Annotated in this window: 19 protein-coding genes; 17 read left to right on the top strand and 2 right to left on the bottom strand. The window is 61.5% G+C overall.

Annotated features, from left to right (window positions below):
- The first annotated feature begins 46 nt into the window (after nt 1-46).
- From BMY98_RS14785 to BMY98_RS14710, 16 genes are all read left to right on the top strand, one after another.
- Entirely contained in the window at nt 47-523 is a 477-nt protein-coding gene (locus BMY98_RS14785; protein WP_074890419.1) for a copper chaperone PCu(A)C, read from the top strand.
- 25 nt (nt 524-548) lie between these two features.
- Nucleotides 549-1,025 carry a DUF2946 domain-containing protein gene (locus BMY98_RS14780; RefSeq protein WP_074890551.1) on the top strand — a complete coding sequence of 159 codons (477 nt, stop codon included), beginning with the start codon at nt 549-551 and terminating at the stop codon, nt 1,023-1,025.
- An 86-nt stretch (nt 1,026-1,111) separates the two neighbouring features.
- Complete coding sequence (locus tag BMY98_RS14775) at nt 1,112-2,485, top strand: PepSY-associated TM helix domain-containing protein (RefSeq protein WP_074890418.1); 1,374 nt, start codon at nt 1,112-1,114, stop codon at nt 2,483-2,485.
- A gap of 264 nt (nt 2,486-2,749) precedes the next feature.
- Nucleotides 2,750-6,214 (top strand): dermonecrotic toxin domain-containing protein, encoded by a 3,465-nt coding sequence (locus BMY98_RS14770; protein WP_074890416.1) that lies wholly within the window; start codon nt 2,750-2,752, stop codon nt 6,212-6,214.
- 248 nt (nt 6,215-6,462) lie between these two features.
- Nucleotides 6,463-7,728, top strand: a complete 1,266-nt coding sequence (urtA, locus tag BMY98_RS14765) for an urea ABC transporter substrate-binding protein (protein WP_074890415.1) — start codon at nt 6,463-6,465, stop codon at nt 7,726-7,728.
- Between the two features lie 185 nt (nt 7,729-7,913).
- On the top strand, nt 7,914-9,500 hold the full coding sequence (gene urtB / locus BMY98_RS14760; protein ID WP_074890413.1) for an urea ABC transporter permease subunit UrtB: 1,587 nt from the start codon (nt 7,914-7,916) through the stop codon (nt 9,498-9,500).
- On the top strand, nt 9,500-10,579 hold the full coding sequence (gene urtC, locus BMY98_RS14755) for an urea ABC transporter permease subunit UrtC (protein ID WP_074890411.1): 1,080 nt from the start codon (nt 9,500-9,502) through the stop codon (nt 10,577-10,579). The genes urtB and urtC overlap by 1 nt, the downstream gene beginning before the upstream one ends.
- Complete coding sequence (urtD, locus tag BMY98_RS14750; RefSeq protein WP_074890409.1) at nt 10,576-11,430, top strand: urea ABC transporter ATP-binding protein UrtD; 855 nt, start codon at nt 10,576-10,578, stop codon at nt 11,428-11,430. Before urtC ends, urtD begins: the two co-directional genes overlap by 4 nt.
- Nucleotides 11,431-11,546: 116 nt before the next feature.
- Complete coding sequence (urtE, locus tag BMY98_RS14745) at nt 11,547-12,245, top strand: urea ABC transporter ATP-binding subunit UrtE (RefSeq protein ID WP_074890550.1); 699 nt, start codon at nt 11,547-11,549, stop codon at nt 12,243-12,245.
- A 49-nt stretch (nt 12,246-12,294) separates the two neighbouring features.
- Complete coding sequence (locus BMY98_RS14740; RefSeq protein ID WP_074890407.1) at nt 12,295-13,140, top strand: urease accessory protein UreD; 846 nt, start codon at nt 12,295-12,297, stop codon at nt 13,138-13,140.
- 198 nt (nt 13,141-13,338) lie between these two features.
- On the top strand, nt 13,339-13,641 hold the full coding sequence (locus tag BMY98_RS14735; RefSeq protein WP_020293711.1) for an urease subunit gamma: 303 nt from the start codon (nt 13,339-13,341) through the stop codon (nt 13,639-13,641).
- Between the two features lie 61 nt (nt 13,642-13,702).
- Complete coding sequence (locus tag BMY98_RS14730) at nt 13,703-14,254, top strand: GNAT family N-acetyltransferase (RefSeq protein ID WP_074890406.1); 552 nt, start codon at nt 13,703-13,705, stop codon at nt 14,252-14,254.
- 26 nt (nt 14,255-14,280) lie between these two features.
- The gene (locus tag BMY98_RS14725; protein ID WP_074890404.1) at nt 14,281-14,817 is read left to right on the top strand and encodes a GNAT family N-acetyltransferase; all 537 of its coding nucleotides are present in this window, start codon (nt 14,281-14,283) and stop codon (nt 14,815-14,817) included.
- Nucleotides 14,814-15,119, top strand: coding sequence for an urease subunit beta (locus tag BMY98_RS14720; protein ID WP_065987755.1), 306 nt, complete (start codon nt 14,814-14,816; stop codon nt 15,117-15,119). The genes BMY98_RS14725 and BMY98_RS14720 overlap by 4 nt, the downstream gene beginning before the upstream one ends.
- 141 nt (nt 15,120-15,260) lie before the next feature.
- Nucleotides 15,261-16,961: an urease subunit alpha gene (gene ureC, locus BMY98_RS14715; protein ID WP_074890402.1), complete on the top strand. Its 1,701-nt coding sequence runs from the start codon at nt 15,261-15,263 to the stop codon at nt 16,959-16,961.
- 245 nt (nt 16,962-17,206) lie between these two features.
- Nucleotides 17,207-18,340, top strand: a complete 1,134-nt coding sequence (locus BMY98_RS14710; protein WP_074890400.1) for a sensor histidine kinase — start codon at nt 17,207-17,209, stop codon at nt 18,338-18,340.
- Between the two features lie 232 nt (nt 18,341-18,572).
- Here the strand turns inward: BMY98_RS14710 and BMY98_RS14705 are convergent, their stop codons facing one another.
- Both BMY98_RS14705 and cbpA read right to left on the bottom strand, forming a co-directional pair.
- Nucleotides 18,573-18,869: a chaperone modulator CbpM gene (locus tag BMY98_RS14705; protein ID WP_074890398.1), complete on the bottom strand. Its 297-nt coding sequence runs from the start codon at nt 18,867-18,869 to the stop codon at nt 18,573-18,575.
- Nucleotides 18,870-18,871: 2 nt separating this feature from the next.
- The gene (cbpA, locus tag BMY98_RS14700) at nt 18,872-19,831 is read right to left on the bottom strand and encodes a curved DNA-binding protein (protein WP_074890548.1); all 960 of its coding nucleotides are present in this window, start codon (nt 19,829-19,831) and stop codon (nt 18,872-18,874) included.
- Between the two features lie 294 nt (nt 19,832-20,125).
- Here cbpA and BMY98_RS14695 point away from each other — a divergent pair, with 294 nt between their 5' ends.
- Nucleotides 20,126-21,391 (top strand): Hsp70 family protein, encoded by a 1,266-nt coding sequence (locus BMY98_RS14695; RefSeq protein WP_074890396.1) that lies wholly within the window; start codon nt 20,126-20,128, stop codon nt 21,389-21,391.
- The last annotated feature ends 65 nt before the right edge of the window (nt 21,392-21,456 follow it).

Raw genomic sequence — 21,456 nt, 5'->3', positions numbered from 1 at the left:
ACAGATCGTGCCGTCGCCTACCTCAATGAACCAGGGACCTGCGTTGATGCTGAACAAAATCCTCCTGCTGATTGCCCTTGCGCTGCCAGCGGGTTTCGTCGAAGCCCAGGATTACACCAAGGGCCAACTGACCGTCGCGCAGCCATGGTCCATGGCACTGCCGCCCAACGCGCCCACCGTCGCTGGCTATTTTGTGATCAACAACAGAGGCTCTGAGAGCGATAGGCTGAACGCGGTCGACAGCCCCATCGCCGGTGCCGCCCAGTTGCATGAACACATCAGCAAGGACGGCCTGATGAAAATGCAGCACGTCGAGACGGTGGCTATCCCTGCCGGCGGCACTGTGACCTTCGCGCCCATGGCCTATCACGTGATGTTGCTGGATCTGAAAGACCGTGCCCGACTCATCGACGGCCAGACCTTTCCCCTCACACTGCACTTTGAGAAAGCGGGAGACCTGACAGTTGAGGTGATGGTATTGAAACAGCCACCCGATGCTGCCGCCCCGGCCCACGCCCACTGACCTGCCGAATCCCGACGCCGCCCCCTTGAACCGTCCGCCCGCGAACCGCGCCCGATCAGCCCACGCCCCTCGTCACTCGCAGGGTGCGTGGCTGAGCCTGTTCGCCATGCTGATGATTTTCATCGGCCCGCTGATTTCGCAATCCATGCCGATGGAGCATCACAGCGGCATGGCAATGCCTGCGCCGACATCCATGTCGATGTCGATGTCGATGCACGGCGAAATGGACATGTCGGCGTCGATGGACATGGGCGCGGACGAGCACAGCGGCCATGCCAAGGCCGGGCAAGATGCGGGCGTCGATCATGTCATCTGGGCCAAGTGCGGGTATTGCACACTGCTGTTCAGTTGCCCGGCGCTGACCAAAACCGTCGCCGTCCTGGCCCCAGTCCCGCCCAGACCCGCCGACTTCTACAGCGAGGCCACGCAACTCGGCCACGCTCATCGCAACGTCTTCCCCAACGCTCGCAGTCGCGCCCCGCCTCTCTCGTCAGTCGCCTGAACACCTCAAATTGACTCGTACTCGCTGACGTCTTCTCTGGCCGCCAGCGGGCTGCGCCGTGTTTTCCCTGACGGGAGCGTTGCACCATGCCCAAACCGAATGTGTCTTTTTACAACCTGGCGTGGCGATGGCATTTCTATGCCGGCCTGTTCGTCGCGCCGTTCATGATCCTGCTGGCGGTCACCGGGATCATTTACCTGTTCAAGCCGCAGCTGGATGCGCTGATGTACAGCGACCTGCTGACGGTCAAACCCGCCCACCACTCACTCAGCGCCGATGACCTGCAAAAGCGCGTAATGACCGCTTATCCACAGGCGCAGGTAAGCAAATACCTGCCTTCGCTGAATGCCGAGAGCAGCTCGCAGTTCGTGGTCAAAAACGACGGACGCGACGTGAACGTGTTCATCGATCCGTACAGCGGCACGGTGCTCGGCACTCAAGACGCGAAGCAAAACCTGCAGGCCATTGCGCGCGAACTGCACGGCGAACTGATGATCGGCACCGTGGGTGATCGGCTGGTGGAACTGGCCGCTGGCTGGGGCATTGTGCTGGTGGTTTCCGGCGTGTACCTGTGGTGGCCGCGAGGGCGGTCACCGGCCGGCGTACTCTGGCCGCGCATCAGCGCGCGAGGCCGCATTCTCTGGCGCGACCTGCACGCGGTAACCGGATTCTGGGGCTCGGTGGCGCTGCTGTTCATGCTGCTGAGCGGCATGACCTGGACCGGCATGTGGGGAAAAATGTACGCCGACGTATGGAACACATTTCCGGCAGCCATGTGGAATGACGTACCCAAGTCGGACAAACAGGCCGGCACCCTGAATAGCGCCAGCGTGCAGACCGTGCCGTGGGCCATGGAAAACACGCCGATGCCGGTGTCATCCGGGGATCATGCCGAGCACATGAACCACGCCCATATGTCCAGCGCTCCCGCAGCGCCGGCCATCTCCCTGCAGCAAGTGGTCGACATCGCGAAGGCGCGCAACATCGAACCGGGCTACAGCATCACCCCACCAAAAAGCGCCGATGGCGTGTTCACCGTTTCCGTGTTCGCCGATGACCCGCGCAATGACGCCACGCTGCATGTCGATCAGTACAGCGGCAAGGTGCTGGCGGACGTGCGGTACAGCGATTACAGCACCGTGTCCAAAGCCACTGAGCTGGGCGTGATGCTGCATGAGGGCAAAATGTACGGCTGGATAAACCAGATCCTGATTCTGTTCATTTGCCTGATGGTGCTGCTGAGTTCGGTGAGCGGCATCGTGATCTGGTGGAAGCGTCGGCCACAAAACGGCTTCGGTGTTCCGCCTTTGCGTCATGACCTGCCGCGCTGGAAAACCGCTACCGCGGTGATGATCTTGCTGGGCGTGGCGTTCCCGCTGGTGGGCGTTTCGATGTTGGCGGTGTGGCTGCTCGATCGAATAGTGCGTTCGCGCTTTGCCAAAATGCCGGCAACAGCATAGATTGCGTCTCGCGGGGCCTGGAACCTCTTTTGGGTGGTTTAGTGATGAATTCCTCCTCATTTCGGGTTTCAGGCTCCGCACCTGATTTTCTGCTCATCAAGTGCCCCTCTTCCTCCGCGAAAAATCCTACCTGTCTGGTTGATTTCCCTTCACATCCAGACTTGGTCCCGCCTACAGACGCACGCCCCAAGCCCTGACTCCATGAAATGAGTCGCCGAACCCGTTGGTTCTGCGAGTCATCCCTCATGCATACGAACAGGCGCCATGAACTCCACAACCGTCACCGTTTCATCCGACCCCACCGTCGACAGCTCCGCGCTTACGCTCTACGAACTGCCCGATTTCACCCAGGCCCTTGAGCGGACGCTCACCGAGTGCCTGCGCCTGAGCCATCGCGGGCTCGCGTTTGACTACGCCAGTACATGGCTCGTCTGCCGAGAGCGGAGTATTGAACCCGGTGCAGCAGAAACCCCAAGCAGTTACCCGCTGCTTGCCAGCCTGACCGCACACTTCACAGGGTCCTTTCAGTGGCAGAACGTCGCGTCTGCCGGGCTTTACGCCACAGAAACGCCTTCGGCTGACATGGCCTCCATTGGTGCCCTCGACCGCGAGGCGCTGGTCGCCCTGTATGCATCCATCGCGCAAAGGCTGGCCGACCGCTACAAGCAAATACTCTCGGATTATTGGGCAGAGATTCAGCCGTCCGGCAAAGCCCGGCGCGAGGACTTCCTCGCAGACCGGGTCAAGTTACTCAGGCTGGAGTGCCAGATGCGTGTCGAGAAGCGCGAGTTTCTGCCTCATCTGTACAGCATGCTTAACGACACACTGGATTACGGCGTGGACACCTCGGCCGATCCCTTGCAGAAACACGATGTGTTCAGTCTGTGGCTGGGCACCGGGGCCACTGCGCTGTTTGCGCTGACAGGGGCATTTGTGGTCACCGAGCAGCGCAGCGATCAGGTTCCGGCCACCGACGACCAGTCCGTCGGAGAGGTCATCCTCTATACCCCTGCCGACAGCCTGGAACGATTCGATTCACTGAATCAGCTCACCGAAACCCTCAGCCATCGTCTTGCCGACGAGGCTCAGCGACGCCGATTGCTGGGCCACCTCAAGCTCGATGATCTGGTCGCACTGGCACTCCCCGGCGTTGCGCGCGTGCAGCCCCCAATACGCTGGGGCTTGCAGAAACTGGGCAGCAATTTCATGAGCCTGCTGCTGACATCGCAAATCATCAAACAGAAGGCTGACTTCGACCACGCGGTAAACATCGCTCAGTCCCTGAGCCTGAATCAGCCGTCTTTTCAAGGTCTCATTCTCGAGTTGATGGCCTCGGATCAGTTGTTCGACAACCACCGTATCGAGCGCCAGCTGGATTGCGATGTGGTCCGCGAACAGATGCCCGAGTGGTGGAAAGAAATGAGTGAGGAACAGCAGGTCGAATGGACTCGCGATGCAACGGCTTACGCGCAGGCTATCCGCACCATCCGACGCCTCAGCCTGGAGCGCTTCAACACCCCGCAAGGTGACAGCGCCCACGTCATCAGCGGGTACGTCGACGCGACGGTCACCGCCGCACTGGCAGAGAAAAACATTCGGCTGTCGCCCCAGAAAATCCAAGTCATGGCGATGTTCCACCGGCACCTCTCGACCCGCTTTTCGCCCACCGCCGAGCCAGAGACCGACACTCCGCCGCAGACCTATTCGCTGCACGCACTGGCCCACGAAAACGCACTGCGCACGAATATCCACGAAGCCAGCGCGCTGGTTGTTACAGACGAGCGCGGCCGAGCGATACCGGGACTCTCGGGAGACGTGGTGAAGGCGCTGTTGGCGCGAATCGATGTCCCGAAGCGACTGGACGACTACCTTGCCGAACATCTTGATCATTCGGATTATGCTGATCAGTTGAAGGGTAAGCATCGGGAATTGCTGGTGGCGCGGCTCGCCATGGCGTACAGGGAGAGTCAACTGAAGGGGTTTCCCGACAACCGCCTTCGCTGGATCAAGGCGGTCCTGGACGGTCCCGATCCGCAGCAGCGTCGCAAGGTGGACGGGGCGACGATAGAGGTGCGATTCCTGCACATCGGCGGGGTCAAGATTCCGGACATCATGCTGATTGCCCCGGTCGGCACATTCGAAAAGGGGCCTGTGGTTCTTTGCACACTCAACGCGCCGGATAACGTTGTGTTCCGCTCCTTCGACGGCATGTTCCACCTCACACGAGCTTTTCTGGAGCGTGAAGTGTACAAATCCTACGTCGCAAGGTTGCTGCCATTGGCCGATCGGCGAGTGGCTCGGGTGATGCTCGATTATGAGGAGTGGTTCAAGCACTGGCGCTTTCCAGACGCGGTGACCTCGCTGCCGACTCCGGTTCCCATCCCGTCAAACTTGTTGAATCCGGTGCTGTTCGTGGAGCAGCACAGCGACCCGTTCGATGAGCATTTCGCGGTGCGGATCAGCCAATTGAGAGAGGAGGCAAGATCCCTGTTGATCCAGCCCGAAAGCGCCGATGCCCGAACACATACCTTTGACATGGCCATGAGCATCGGGTTGTTGCTGTTGCCCGCCCCCGTCATGATCCCCCTCGCGCTCGGAATGGGCCTGGGCCACGCCTGGAGCGGCTTTCAAAAGGTGGATGAAAACGATTGGGAGGGTGCTGCACAAGAGCTCATGGGCGCAGTGGGTTACTTGTTTACTGCCGGTATCGGTCGCGCAAGCGCTGCGGCATTGAAGGGACCTCAACTGGCGATGCTAAAACGCCCGCATCTGGTCCGTCGTACCGGACGCGATGGGCAGGTGCAGATCGGCTATCTTCTGTCCCCCTCCGGAGCGCCCCACTTTGCCGAGTCGGGCATGATCACGCGGCTGGAGCGGAGCAAATTCACTGAGATCAGCTTAGGGTCTGAAAAAGGCTACGTCGGCCGACGCTTCAATCTGTTCGGGCGGTGTCGTCTGTATCGACCCCATCCCCGGGATCCGGCGCTGCTGGTCCATGAGGAAGAATATGTCATACGGGCAAGAACCGGGAGCTGGCGCAAGGTCTCGCAACCGGTCGTGCGCCTGAGCCCGCAGGCCGATCGACAAGCCCGGAATGAACTAAGTGTATTACTCAAGAAGTGGCCTACCCCCTCTGAAGGTAGTGCCATCCCTCAACCGTCCCTTGATGAAGCCCGGTTCCTGACGTTGGCTGAACGCGGAAAAGCGGAGCAGTACCCCGAGCTGCTTGACTACATCGAAGGCGGTTCAGCGGAGATCAACCAACTCCTGAGAAGCGGAGCGCGAACGCCCCGGACCCAAGCATTTCTCAACCAGTTTTACCGCCTGCGTTCATGGAAAGGCGATGCCTTCCGCGCTGCGCATGTGACCGACGAAAGCCTGCAGCACTTGCGACGCGAGCTCGGCGCGGTGTTCGTCGACGCGGGGGTGCAGTCGGCATCAATCAGCCGAGGGAATGCCGTGCGCTGGAGCCTGGACAGATTCGTCACTGACAAGGCTGCGAGCAATACGCATCCGGTTTTTTTGATCTTCGCACCGTCGGTTCCGAAGAAGAATCTGTTCTCCGGCTTTCTTGCCGACCACGTTGCCATCCCGCCGGGCACCCGCCTGCAACTCAGGGCGTTTAAAGAAGTGAAAGGACAGGCATTCGCGTACTTCACCGCGCCGGATACGATGGTGTACGAAACCTTTGATCTGTTTACGGGAGAGCGTGAGATTTTCGTGAGGTAGCCGCACTTCAGGTGCGTCAGGCCATTCAACCTCGCGGCACCCGACGGTATCGCACCAGTTGAGCGCGCCCGACGCACCACACGCCCCGTCCCGATCCACGTTGGTGCAACGCACTCCGGACACGCGACGTTTTCATTCCATTATGCGACGTATACAGCCTTGGCCCAGCCTTTGCTAAAGCCTAAGCAGACTCAACTCTGCACCGCCAACCGCCGTCATCTAAAAAAATCAAGGAATGGAGCTAGCCAATGAAGCGTCGTAGTTTGCTGAAAGCGTTCACTTTGTCTGCATCGATCGCAGCGATGGGTTTGACCTGGACCGCTCAGGCGGCCGAGACCATCAAGGTCGGCATTCTGCATTCTTTGTCCGGCACCATGGCCATCTCCGAGACCTCGCTCAAGGACATGGCGCTGATGACCATTGATGAAATCAACGCCAAGGGCGGCGTCAACGGCAAGATGCTTGAGCCGGTGGTGGTCGACCCGGCGTCGAACTGGCCATTGTTCGCAGAGAAGGGCCGCCAGTTGCTGACCCAGGACAAGGTCGCCGTGGTGTTCGGCTGCTGGACCTCGGTGTCGCGCAAGTCGGTGTTGCCGGTCTTCGAGGAGCTGAACGGCCTGCTGTTCTACCCGGTGCAGTACGAAGGCGAAGAGATGTCGCCGAACGTCTTCTACACCGGCGCGGCGCCTAACCAGCAGGCCATTCCTGCGGTTGAATACCTGATGAGCGAAGACGGCGGCGGAGCCAAGCGCTTTTTCCTGCTGGGCACCGACTACGTCTACCCGCGCACCACCAACAAGATTCTGCGCTCGTTCCTGCACTCCAAAGGTGTGGCGGACAAGGACATCGAAGAGGTCTACACCCCGTTCGGTCACAGCGATTACCAGACCATCGTGTCGAACATCAAGAAGTTCGCGGCGGGCGGCAAGACGGCGGTGATTTCCACGGTCAACGGCGACTCCAACGTGCCGTTCTACAAAGAGCTCGGCAATCAGGGCCTGAAAGCCACCGACGTACCCGTGGTGGCGTTTTCGGTCGGCGAAGAAGAACTGCGCGGCGTCGACACCAAACCGTTGGTGGGCAACCTGGCGGCGTGGAACTACTTCGAATCGGTGAAGAACCCGGTCAACACCAAGTTCGTCGCCGACTGGAAGGCCTACGCCAAGGCGCACAACCTGCCGAACGCCGACAAGGCCGTGACCAACGACCCGATGGAAGCCACTTACGTGGGTATCCACATGTGGGCGCAAGCGGTCGAGAAAGCCAAATCCACCGATGTGGATAAAGTCCGCGAAGCCATGGCCGGCCAGACCTTCGCCGCGCCGTCCGGCTTCACCCTGACGATGGACAAAACCAACCACCACCTGCACAAGCCGGTGATGATCGGCGAGATCAAGGCCGACGGTCAGTTCAACGTGGTCTGGCAGACCAAAGAGCCGATTCGCGCCCAGCCGTGGAGTCCGTTCATTCCGGGCAACGACAAAAAGCCTGACTACGCCGTCAAGAGTAACTAAGCGACACAGGGTAAACGGTCGGCTGAAATGTTCCGGCTGAACCTATCCCTGTAGGAGTGAGCTCGCTCGCGATTGCGATCTGCCTGTGACGATGATGTCGGCTGGTATACCGCGATCGCGAGCAAGCTCACTCCTACAGGTTCCCCGTCTGACGTTAGGTCGTGCGGGTGCTTCCAGGACTCGATATGCCCAGATATTTCCACCTTCTTCTCGCGCTGTGCCTGTGGCTGCCTTTTGCCGCCCATGCCAGCGATGCCGGCGACTTTGTCGCGGCCCAATCCGCCGAGCGCGCCCAACTGCTGGAAACCTGGGCCGCCAAGCCTGACCCGGCGCGCGTCGAACTGCTGGTTGCCCTGCAGGACGGTCGCGTCGCCGCTGACAGCAGCAACCGGGCGTTCATCCAGAACGGCGACAGCTTCATCGCCGTCGACCCTGACGCTCCCGCGCTGGCCGATGCGCCCAACCCCGATGCGCCCCAAGCCATCAGCCTGAACAACCGCCTTCGCGGCCTGATCAACACCGCGCTGGCCAGCCATCAACTGCTCGCTGCCGACCCCAGGGTTCGCCTGGCCGCCGCTCAAATCCTGCAGAAGAACGCCCGTCCGGCGCAGTTGCCATTGCTGGTGCAACAAGTGGCGAGCGAACAGGACGACAGCGTCCATTCGGCCCTGAACCTGGCGCTGGCCAACCTGCAACTGGTCGACGTCAGCCCCACCGTGCGGCTCGCCGCTGTGCGCCTGCTCGGTGAGACCGGTGATCCGCTGGCCCGCACCCGGCTGGAAACCCTGCTCGAACCCAGCGTCGAAACTGACCCCACGGTGCGCCTGGCGGCCGAAACCAGCCTGGCTCAGGTCAAACGCAAACTGATGATCGGCGAGATCCTCGGGCAAGCCTTCGCCGGCCTGTCGCTAGGGTCGATTCTGCTGCTGGCGGCGCTGGGACTGGCGATCACCTTCGGCCTGCTCGGGGTGATCAACATGGCCCACGGCGAGATGCTGATGCTCGGTGCCTACGCCACCTACGTCGTGCAGATGATGTTTCAGCGTTACGCCCCCGGCGCCCTTGAGTTTTATCCGCTGGTGGCGCTGCCGATCGCGTTTTTCGTCACCGCCTGCATCGGCATGGCACTGGAGCGCACGGTCATCCGCCACTTGTACGGTCGCCCGCTGGAAACACTTCTGGCGACCTGGGGCATCAGCCTGATGCTGATCCAGTTGATCCGCGTGGTGTTCGGCGCGCAGAACGTCGAAGTGGCCAACCCAGAATGGCTGTCGGGTGGCATTCAGGTGCTGCCCAATCTGGTACTGCCCTGGAACCGCATCGTCATCATCGCCTTCGCGCTGTTTGTCGTTGTGCTGACCTGGCTGCTGCTGAACAAAACCCGTCTGGGGCTGAACGTGCGTGCCGTCACCCAGAACCGCAACATGGCGGCCTGCTGCGGCGTACCCACCGGGCGCATCGACATGATGGCCTTCGGGCTAGGCTCGGGAATCGCCGGGCTGGGCGGTGTGGCGCTGAGCCAGATTGGCAACGTCGGCCCTGACCTGGGCCAGAGCTGCATCATCGACTCCTTCCTCGTGGTCGTGCTCGGCGGCGTCGGTCAACTGGCCGGCAGCGTCACGGCGGCCTTCGGGCTGGGCATCGCCAACAAGATTCTCGAACCGCAGATCGGCGCCGTACTGGGCAAGATCCTGATCCTGGCGCTGATCATTCTGTTCATCCAGAAACGTCCGCAAGGCCTCTTCGCACTCAAAGGACGGGTGATCGACTGATGAATCAGCCACTGATGGTCACTGCCGCGCAACGCGCCGGCACCCAAGTTACGGTCGCGGTCGGCGTGGTGATTCTTGCCCTGCTGATCGCCCTGCCATTTTTGTCCCTTTTGCCTGAAAGCAACGGCCTGCAAGTGTCGGCCTACACCCTGACGCTGGTGGGCAAGATCCTCTGCTACGCGATCGTCGCCCTGGCACTGGACCTGGTCTGGGGTTACGCGGGCCTGTTGTCCCTGGGCCACGGTCTTTTCTTCGCCCTGGGCGGTTACGCGATGGGCATGTACCTGATGCGCGAAGCGTCGGGCGACGACCTGCCGGCGTTCATGACCTTTCTGTCGTGGACCGAACTGCCGTGGTACTGGGTCGGCACGCAGCATTTCCTCTGGGCCATGTGCCTGGTGGTTTTGGCGCCGGGGTTGCTGGCGCTGGTGTTCGGCTTCTTCGCCTTCCGTTCGCGGATCAAGGGCGTGTACTTCTCGATCATGACCCAGGCCCTGACCTTCGCCGGCATGCTGCTGTTCTTCCGCAACGAAACCGGTTTTGGCGGCAACAATGGCTTCACCAACTTCCGCAGCATTCTGGGGTTCAGCATCACCTCCCAAGGCACCCGCGCGGTGCTGTTTCTGCTGACGGTAGCGTTGCTCGCGGGCAGTCTGTTTGTCGGGTGGCGTCTGGCGCGCAGCAAGTTCGGTCGTGTATTGACCGCGGTGCGCGATGCGGAAAACCGCCTGATGTTCTGCGGCTACGACCCGCGTGGCTTCAAGCTGTTTGTCTGGGTGTTGAGCGCGGTGTTGTGCGGCCTGGCCGGGGCGTTGTATGTGCCGCAGGTCGGCATCATCAACCCGAGCGAGATGTCGCCGACCAACTCCATTGAAGCGGCCGTCTGGGTCGCCCTGGGTGGTCGCGGCACGTTGATTGGCCCGCTGCTCGGCGCCGGTCTGGTCAACGGCATGAAGAGCTGGTTCACCGTGGCCTTTCCTGAATACTGGCTGTTCCTCCTCGGCGCGCTGTTCATCGTGGTGACGCTGTACCTGCCCAAAGGCGTGATCGGCCTGATCAAGAAAAGGAGCGAGCCATGAAAAGCACTCCGACGCCCGCATTCGATCCGGTGCTCGATCCGAACAGCGATGCCGGCACCAGCCGCGACGCCATCGGTCTCGGCCAGGCCGCCGGTAAGGGGCTGAACACCCTGCACGGCACGATCCTGACCCTGGAGGACATCAGCGTCAGCTTCGACGGCTTCAAGGCCCTCAATGATCTGAATCTGTACATCCGCGTGGGCGAGCTGCGTTGCATCATCGGCCCCAACGGCGCGGGCAAGACCACGCTGATGGACGTCATCACCGGCAAGACCCGCCCCAGCCACGGCAAGGCCTGGTTCGGCGAAACCCTCGATCTGACCAGGATGAGTGAAGTGCAGATCGCCCAGGCCGGGATCGGCCGCAAGTTTCAGAAGCCCACGGTGTTCGAAGCGTTGAGCGTGTTCGAAAACCTGGAGCTGGCGCAGAAGACCGACAAATCGGTGTGGGCCAGCTTGAGGGCGAAGCTCAACGGCGAACAGCGCGACCGCATCGATGAGGTGCTGGAAACCATTCGCCTGACGGCGTCGATGTCACGTCCCGCCGGGCTGTTGTCCCACGGCCAGAAGCAGTTTCTGGAGATCGGCATGTTGCTGGTCCAGGACCCGCAGCTTCTGCTGCTCGACGAGCCCGTCGCTGGCATGACCGACGCCGAAACCGAATTCACCGCCGAGCTGTTCAAGAGCCTGGCCGGCAAGCACTCGCTGATGGTGGTCGAGCACGACATGGGCTTCGTCGGCACCATCGCCGACCACGTCACCGTGCTGCACCAGGGCAGCGTGCTGGCGGAAGGATCGCTGGAGGACGTGCAGGCGGATGAACGGGTGATTGAGGTGTATCTGGGGCGGTGAACCGCCCAGCGGCAAGCTTTTAGCTGCAAGCGGCAAGCTGAAGCCAAACGCATGACCCGCTTTTTCTTGCAGCTTGCAGCTTGCAGCTTGCAGCTGATGAATCCGAGGAAATCAAATTGTTAACCGTCACTCAGCTGCATCAATTCTACGGCGGCAGCCACATCCTCCGCGGCCTGTCGTTTGACGTGAACATCGGCGAGGTCACGTGCCTGCTCGGTCGTAACGGGGTGGGCAAGACCACGCTGTTGAAAGTGCTGATGGGGCTGCTGCCCGCCAAAGAAGGCGTGGTGCAGTGGGAAGGCAAGCCGATCACCGGTTTCAAGCCCCACCAGCGCGTGCATTCCGGCATCGCCTACGTGCCTCAGGGCCGGGAGATTTTCGGCCGACTGACCGTTGAGGAAAACCTGCTGATGGGCCTGTCGCGGTTCCCGGGTTCAGAAGCCAAGGAAGTCCCGCCGTTCATTTACGAGCTGTTCCCGGTGCTGCTGCAGATGAAGCACCGTCGCGGCGGTGACCTGTCCGGCGGGCAGCAACAGCAACTGGCGATTGGTCGCGCCCTGGCCAGTCGCCCTCGCCTGCTGATTCTCGACGAACCCACCGAAGGCATTCAGCCGTCGGTGATCAAAGAGATCGGCGCCGTGATCAAAAAGCTCGCCGCGCGCGGTGACATGGCGATCCTGCTGGTCGAGCAGTTCTACGACTTCGCCGCCGAGCTGGCGGATCAGTACATCGTCATGTCCCGCGGCGAAATCGTCCAGCAGGGCCGCGGTGAAAACATGGAGGCCGAAGGCGTCCGGGGTCTGGTCACCATTTAATGCGCCGATCAGCTAAGGTACGGACCTTCGATAACACGATAATCGACTTATGAATCTTCCTGCCCACACCGCGCTGTTCACCCCCAGCTGGCATGCCGAGCTGGAGCTGGCGTATGGGCGCTTCGGTGACAGTACGCGCCCGACCCAGCGACGCCACAAAGGTCCATTGCGCGTGCAAAAGCATCTGTACGCCGAAGGCCCGCAGGTCTGCCAGCACATCATCGTTCACCCGCCGGGCGGCATTGCCGGCGGCGATCGGCTGGACATCAGCGCCAGCGTCGGTGCCAACGCCTGGGCACAACTGACCAGCCCCGGCGCAGCGAAGTGGTACCGCGCAGCGGGTCCGGCCTATCAGCGACTGGACCTAAAAGTCGCTGCAGGCGGCACCTTGGAGTGGCTGCCCCAAGAGAGCATCGTCTTCAGCGAGGCCAAGGCTGAACTGACGACGCGAATCGACCTGGAAGGCGACGCCCGGCTGTTCTACTGGGACGTGGTTGCGCTGGGCCGGCCGGCCAGCGGCGAGCGTTTTGATCAGGGCCACTTTCAGGCGCACCTGGATATTCGTCGCGACGGCAGGCTGTTGTGGCACGAGCGTCAGCGCATCGTCGGCGATGACGGCTTGCTGGATTCACCCATCGGCCTGGGCGGAAAACCGGTGTTCGCGACGCTGATCGTGACCGGGGAAATCGATGCAGATTTGATGGAGCGCTGCCGCGAGCTGGCGGAGCATTCACCCGTGCGCGGCGACCTGAGCCAGTTGCCCGGCTTAATCGTCGCCCGCTGCCTGGCAGACGAAGCGCTGCACGCGCGGGCCTGGCTGATCGAATTATGGAAACTGCTGCGCCCTGCCCTGTTGGGGCGGGAAGCGGTTGCACCGAGGATTTGGAGTACATGATGGACCGCGTTCCCCAATTCGCTCCCTCGGGGCACGCATAGACATCCTGTAGGAGTGAGCTTGGTCTGGGCCGCATCCGGACGATTGCGGTGTGTCGGAGACATGTACCTATCTGACGAATCGCAATCGCGAGCAAGCTCACTCCTACAAGTACATTGCAGCGCTGACTTATTCAGTTATTTAAGACGGACAAAACCCATGGATCTGACCCCACGCGAAAAAGACAAGATGCTGATCTTCACCGCAGGCCTGGTCGCCGAGCGGCGGCTGGCACGCGGTGTGAAGCTCAATTACCCCGAAGCGATGGCTTTCATCTCCGCCGCTCTGCTGGAAGGTGCGCGTGACGGCCAGACCGTCGCCGACCTCATGCACTACGGCACCACCCTGCTGACCCGTGAACAGGTGATGGAAGGTATCCCGGAAATGATCCCGGAAATCCAGGTCGAAGCCACCTTTCCGGATGGCACCAAGCTGGTCACCGTGCATCAGCCGATTGCCTGAGCGGCCCATTGAACCTGAGATGCCCATAGAAACAGCCACACAGGAACCCGTGGAAACGAACATGACCTATTCGATTCGTGACGCTTTGCTGACTGACATGCCGGCCGTGCTGGCCATCTACAACGACGCGGTGCTCAACACCACGGCGATCTGGAACGAGCAGCCGGTGGATCTCGCCAACCGCGAAACCTGGTTTGCCGCGCGCCAGGCCCAGGGTTACCCGATTCTGGTGGCGGTCGATGCTGACGATCAGGTGCTGGGCTATTCGTCGTTCGGCGACTGGCGACCGTTTGAAGGGTTTCGCCACACGGTTGAGCACTCGGTTTACGTGCGTGCCGATCAGCGAGGCAACGGCCTGGGTCCGCTGCTGATGAAGGCGCTGATCGAACGCGCCCGCGCCTGCGACAAGCACATGATGGTCGCGGCGATCGAAAGCGGTAACGCGGCGTCGATTCACCTGCATGAGCGCGAGGGGTTCATCACTACCGGGCAAATGCCCCAGGTCGGCACCAAGTTCGGCCGCTGGCTGGACCTGACCTTCATGCAGCTGGACCTGTCGCCCGGCGCCTCTGCTCCACCCTCCCAAGCGCCCTGCATCAAGCCTGTCGCCTGACTGTTCACTCTGAAAGGACTTCACCCATGAATGCCGCCCACTTACGCCGTGTCACGTCAGAAAGCTTCGCGCACTACCGCTCAGGTCTGGTGGCGCTGTTGCTGGACGCCGTCCGCCACGGGGCCTCGGTCGGCTTTATGGCCGATCTCGCCGCTGAAGAAGCCGCCACCTGGTGGGACGGCGTCAAGGCCGAGGTCGAGCAGGGCAATGTGCTGCTGTGGGTGGTGGCAGAAGAAGACCAGGTGCTGGCGACGGTGCAACTGGCGCTGTGCCAGAAGGCCAATGGCCTGAACCGCGCCGAGGTGCAGAAATTGCTGGTGCTCAGTCAGGCGCGTCGACGCGGGCTGGCGACGCAGTTGATGACCGCGGTGGAACAGGCCGCGCAGCAACATCAGCGTGGGCTGTTGTTTCTGGACACGCTGGCAGGTTCCGATGCCGAGGATTTCTATCGGGCGCTGGGTTACGAGCTGTCTGGCCTGCTGCCGGACTACGCCTGCAACCCCGATGGCGAATACAAGGCCACGGCCATCTACTACAAGTTACTGTCGAGGAAGAGCGCATGATTCCTGGTGAATACCAGATCCAGCCCGGCGACATCGAGCTCAACGCCGGTCGCCGGACCATCACCCTCAGCGTCGCCAACAGCGGTGACCGGCCGATTCAGGTCGGCTCGCACTTTCATTTTTTCGAAACCAACGACGCCCTGACCTTCGATCGCGCCGCCAGCCGTGGCATGCGCCTGAACATCCCGGCCGGCACCGCCGTGCGTTTCGAGCCCGGGCAGGCGCGGGAAGTGGAACTGGTGGACCTGGCCGGGTTGAGGCGGGTATTCGGGTTTGCCGGAAGAGTTATGGGTGAACTGTAAAACGCGTTCACTTTCCAGCCAGGTCAAGCTGCAAGCGCCAAGCCACAAGCGCCAAGCACAGCAGTCCGCGGCGTACACAACATTCGCTTTTACTTGCCGCTTGCCGCTTGAGGCTTGCCGCTTTGATTCGAGGAACGAAGTATGAAGATCAGCCGACAAGCCTACGCCGACATGTTCGGCCCCACTGTCGGCGACCGTGTGCGTCTGGCCGACACCGAGCTGTGGATCGAGGTCGAGCAGGATTTCACTGTCTATGGCGAGGAAGTGAAGTTCGGTGGCGGCAAGGTCATCCGTGACGGCATGGGCCAGGGCCAGGGCGTTGCCGCCGAAGTCGTCGACACGTTGATCACCAACGCGCTGATCGTCGATCACTGGGGCATCGTCAAAGCCGACGTCGGCCTCAAGGACGGGCGCATCGCGGCCATCGGCAAAGCCGGCAACCCGGACATCCAGCCCGGCGTGACCATAGCCATCGGTGCCGCGACCGAAATCATCGCCGGCGAAGGCATGATCCTCACCGCCGGCGGCGTCGACACGCACATCCACTTCATCTGCCCGCAACAGATCGAAGAAGCGCTGATGAGCGGCGTCACCACCATGATTGGTGGCGGAACCGGCCCGGCGACGGGCACCAACGCAACCACGGTCACCCCCGGTAAGTGGCACATGATGCGCATGTTGCAGGCCGCCGAAGCCTTCCCCATGAATATCGGTTTTACCGGCAAGGGCAACGTCAGCCTGCCGGAGCCGCTGATCGAACAGGTCAAGGCCGGCGCCATCGGCCTTAAGCTGCACGAAGACTGGGGCACCACGCCTGCGGCCATCGACAACTGCCTGAGCGTCGCCGATCAGTACGACGTGCAGGTCGCGATCCATACCGACACTCTGAACGAATCCGGATTCGTCGAAACCACCCTGGGGGCGTTCAAGAACCGCACCATTCACACCTACCACACCGAAGGCGCTGGGGGCGGCCATGCGCCGGACATCATCAAGGCCTGCGGCTTCGCCAACGTGCTGCCAAGCTCGACCAACCCGACCCGGCCGTTCACCCGCAACACCATCGACGAACACCTGGACATGCTGATGGTCTGCCATCACCTGGACCCGAGCATCGCCGAAGACGTCGCGTTCGCCGAGAGCCGCATCCGCCGCGAAACCATTGCCGCCGAGGACATCCTTCACGATCTGGGCGCGTTCTCGATGCTCAGCTCCGACAGCCAGGCCATGGGCCGCGTCGGTGAAGTGATCATGCGCACCTGGCAGACCGCCGACAAAATGAAACGCCAGCGCGGGCCATTGCCCGGTGACGGCGAAGGCAACGATAACTTCCGCGCCAAACGCTACATCGCCAAATACACCATCAACCCGGCGATCACCCACGGCATCAGCCATGAAGTGGGGTCGGTGGAAGTCGGTAAATGGGCGGACCTTGTGCTCTGGCGCCCGGCTTTCTTCGGCGTGAAACCGACCCTGATCCTCAAGGGCGGTTCGATTGCCGCCAGCCTGATGGGCGACGCCAACGCCTCGATCCCGACCCCGCAGCCGGTTCACTACCGCCCGATGTTCGCCAGCTATGGCAGCTCGCTGCACGCCAGCAGCCTGACGTTCATCAGTCAGGCGGCCTTTGATGCCGGCGTCCCGGAGCAGCTCGGGCTGAAGAAACAGATCGGCGTGGTCAAGGGCTGCCGCAGCGTGACCAAGGCCGACCTCATCCACAACGACTACCTGCCGAACATCGACGTCGACCCGCAGACCTATCAGGTCAAGGCTGACGGCGTGCTGTTGTGGTGCGAACCGGCGGACGTGCTGCCGATGGCGCAACGGTATTTTCTGTTTTAAGGGTATTAGTCCGTTTTTGTAGGAGCGTGGCTTGTCCCGCGATCTGGTGCGCAGCGCCAGTGAAATCCATGAATGCGATGATCCAGCTACTCCGTGATCGCCGCTTTTCACGACGACTTTGTCGCCGATCGCGGGACAAGCCACGCTCCTACAATGAAAGCGTGCAAATCCGTGATGTTTCCTGCAACAACATGGCGGTACTATGCGCGCTCTCATTCAGCGCCCCGCCAGCAAGGTAGTTCCCCATGCGTCTTTCGGACTTCATCGTTCAGAATGTGGATCGCATCGTCGATGAGTGGGAACGGTTTGCTGCCACGCTGGCGCCCGCAGCCGCTCAGATGAGTTCAGTCGAGCTGCGCGACCACGCCGAGGCGATCCTTCTCGCGGCGGCCCGTGACATGAACACCGCGCAGACCAAGGCCGAGCGCATCGCCAAGGCCCAAGGCGAAGACATCGGCAAAACCCCGACACTCGATCAGGCCGCCTCCAGTCATGGTGAGTTGCGCCACATAGTCGGGTTTGACCTGGTGCAGATGACTTCAGAGTTCCGCCACCTTCGGGCCACGGTCGTGCGCTTCTGGGCAGAAAACCAGATAGATCCACAGGTCAGCCACATCACCGACATGATCCGCTTCAACGAGGCCATCGACGAAGCGCTGGCCGAGTCGACCGCTGCCTACGCCGATCGCGTGACGCGCTCCCGTGACATCTTTCTCGCCATTCTCGGTCACGACCTGCGCGCACCCTTGCAGGCCATCGGTATGTCATCCGAAGTGCTGATGCGCAAGACCACGCTGTCGGACGCCGATCTTGCGTACATCAAGCGCATCAAGAGCAGCAGCTTGTCGATGGGCACGATGATCAATGATCTGCTGGAATTCGTCCGCAGCCGTCTGGGCGTCACGCTGCCGGTCGAGCGCAAGCGGATGGAGATGACCCGGGCCTGCCGCGAAGCCATCGACGCCGCCACGGCAGGACAGCCCGATTGCAACGCAGTGTTCACCAGCACCGGTGACACCCGGGGTGAGTGGGATCAGGCACGCATCGCGCAATTACTGCAAAACCTCATTGGCAACGCCCTGCAGCATGGTGCGGCGACGCGTCGGGTCACCGTGAAGCTCACCGGCAGCGAAAACCATGTGAGCCTCTCGGTGCATAACGGCGGCGAGCCTATCGCCGAGGAAGCCATCGGCAGCATCTTCGACCCGCTGGTGCGCTCGGCCAATGAAAAGGCCGGCATCCACAACCCGTCCACCAGCCTTGGCCTGGGGCTGTTCATCGTGAAAGAAGTGGTGCATGCCCATGGCGGCGGAATCACGGTCGTGTCCAACGTCGGAGACGGCACGACGTTTACCGTGGAATTGCCGAAGAAAGGCTAGCAAGCGGACCCCGTTCATGCAATCAGCCTTGGCGCAGCTGATACACCTCATACCGTAGGAGCCGGCTTGCTGGCGAACCTGCCCTGTCAGTCACCTCAGATGCCGCTGACCCACCGCACTCGCCAGCAAGCCGGCTCCCACAGATTTGCGTCGATCCCGCACGATGTGCATGACCTCAGGCCATTGTAGGAGTGAGCTTGCTCGCGATGGCCTCAGCACATTCATCAGCTCGTCAGTCCAGGAACCGCCCCAACCGCTGCCTGAGCATGCGGTTTTCCGCCCTCACTTCCTCAAGCTCTTCCAGAAGGTCGAGCGCCAGGGCGACGCCGTCCCATTCCATCTGCAATTCGTGATGCAACTTGACCGCACGCCTGGCGATCGACAGTGCTGCACTGTCGAACAGCCATTCGTCCGGCTGCCTTCCCTGGGGTTCGAGAATGCCGTGCTCGACAATCTCGATGACGAAAGCGGCCGGCAGATCGACCACCTCACATAGCTCCTGCATGTCTATGACCAGGGTGTTGCTCATGATCAGTTACTCCATTGAGCCCTCGGATTGAACGCGGCCTGCTCGGCCAGTTTCTCCCACAGCGCTTTGGTCGCCTCATCGGTGGATTTGGGCATCACGATTTTCAGTTGTGCGTACAGATCGCCGCGCTGGCCCTGCTTGTTCAGCAGACCGTTGCCCTTGACCCGCAGCCGCTGCCCGTTCTGACTGTCCGGACGGATGGTCAGGTTGATCTTGCCGGTCAGCGTCGGTACCGCCACCTTGGTGCCAAGCGCTGCTTCCCACGGCGCGATCGGCACCGTGATGATCAGGTCGTGGCCCTCGACGTCGAACATCGGGTGCGGCGCCAGGCGGATGATCAGATACAGATCGCCCTTCTCGCCACCCGCCACGCCCGGCGCACCCTGCCCCTTGAGGCGAATGCGCTCGCCATCGGTGACGCCCGCCGGGATCTTCACATTCAGCGTCTTGGTGATGTCCGCCATGCGCTGACCGTTGGCGCTGTGTTGCGGCACCTTGAAGCTGATCTGCTTGGACTCGCTGGAGAGTGTCTCCTCCAGAAACACCGCCAGTTCCATCTCCACGTCCTGCCCTCGACGGCCCGGGCTCTGCGCCCGACCGCCTTGCTGACCACCACGATTGCCGAAGATGGAGCTGAAAAAGTCGGAGAAGTCGCCGTTCTCGAAGTTGCCGCCACCAAAGCCCGGCCCCGCGCCCGCACCGCCACGGCCCTGCCAGCCAGGCGGTGGCTGGAACCGGCCCTGACTGCCGTATTTGCGAATCTCGTCGTATTCGGCGCGCTTTTCAGGATCGCTGAGCGCCTCATACGCTTCGGAGGCTTCCTTGAATTTGTCTTCCGCGCCAGGCTCTTTGCTGACGTCGGGGTGATACTTGCGCGCGAGCTTGCGATAGGCGGTCTTGATCGCCTTCTCGTCCGCTGTCGGCTCTACGCCAAGAATCTTGTAATAGTCTTTGAAGTCCATCTGACGGTCACCCAATTCTGGAATATCCAGCCCAGTCCGCAGCGTGTTTCACATGTGAATGCTGGCTGCGTTGAACGTTGCAAGGTTATCGGCACGCAGTCTCGCGAATGAAACGCTGTCCAGACCGGCCAAAAAACATGAAAAGTTGCCTGCTAGATTGGGGCTCGGGGCCGCAGTTCAAGCCATGCTCGCGAAATAGATACCGGGCGTGCGATAAACCGACGTTTCGCGCTACGCATCCGGCGCGCACTCGCATACACTGCGCGGCCGCTTTTTGACTGGTATGCAAAGCAGATGAGCACTCCATCCCCGGCCCGTGCCCTTGGCATCGACTTCGGCACGTCCAACTCCACGGTCGGCTGGCTACGCCCTGGAGTGGAAACGCTGATCGCACTGGAGGACGGCAAGATCACGCTGCCCTCGGTTGTATTTTTCAACATCGAGGAGCGCCGCCCGGTCTACGGTCGCCTCGCCCTTCACGAATACCTCGAGGGCTATGAAGGCCGCCTGATGCGCTCGCTCAAGAGCCTGCTGGGTTCCAAGCTGATCAAGCACGACACCAGCGTGCTCGGTACAGCGATGCCTTTCAAGGACCTGCTCGGCCTGTTCATCGGCGAACTGAAAAAGCGCGCCGAAGCCGCCGCCGGCCACTCCTTCGAGCAAGTGGTGCTGGGCCGCCCGGTGCATTTCGTCGATGACGACGCTGCCGCCGATCAGGACGCTGAAGACACGCTGGCCGACGTGGCGCGCAAGATCGGCTTCAAGGACGTTTCCTTTCAGTTCGAGCCTATCGCGGCGGCATTCGACTACGAGTCGACGCTGGACCGTGAAGAGCTGGTGCTGATCGTCGACATCGGCGGTGGTACGTCGGACTTCTCGCTGGTGCGCCTGTCGCCGGAGCGACGTCTGATCGATGACCGCCACAGCGACATCCTCGCCACGGGCGGTGTACACATCGGCGGTACCGACTTTGACAAGCAGCTTAGCCTGCAGGGCGTGATGCCGCTGTTTGGTTACGGCAGCCGGATGAAAAGCGGCGCGTACATGCCAACCAGCACGCACATGAACCTGGCGACCTGGCACACGATCAACTCGGTGTATTCGCAAAAGTCGCAACTGGCGCTGGGCAGCATGCGCTATGACATCGAAGACACCCAGGGCATTGATCGGCTGTTCAGGCTGATCGAGCAACGCGCCGGCCACTGGCTGGCGATGGAAGTGGAAGAAACCAAGATCCAGCTGACTCAGGCGGACAACCGCCTGGTGCCGATGGACCGCGTCGAACCCGGCCTGAGCGTCGACCTGACGCGGCAGCTGTTCGAATCGTCCATCGATGCATTGCTCCAACGTGTGCGCGGCAGCGTGACGAATCTGTTGAATGACGCGGGCGTTGGCGTGACCGAGGTCGATACCGTGTTCTTCACCGGTGGTTCCAGCGGCATCCCGGCCCTGCGCAACAGCGTCGCGGCCATGCTGCCCAAGGCCCGGCACGTCGAAGGCAACATCTTCGGCAGCATCGGCAGCGGTCTGGCGATCGAAGCGAAAAAGCGCTACGGCTGACTCGCGGCTGTCCCGCTTTTTTAGTGGGACCGGCTTTAGCCGGGAATGCGTCGGGCCTCACGCCG

The organism is Pseudomonas graminis, from assembly GCF_900111735.1.
Classification (GTDB): domain Bacteria; phylum Pseudomonadota; class Gammaproteobacteria; order Pseudomonadales; family Pseudomonadaceae; genus Aquipseudomonas; species Aquipseudomonas graminis.
Note: the sequence above shows the minus strand (reverse complement) of the source record. Positions and strands in the feature narration are given on the sequence as shown.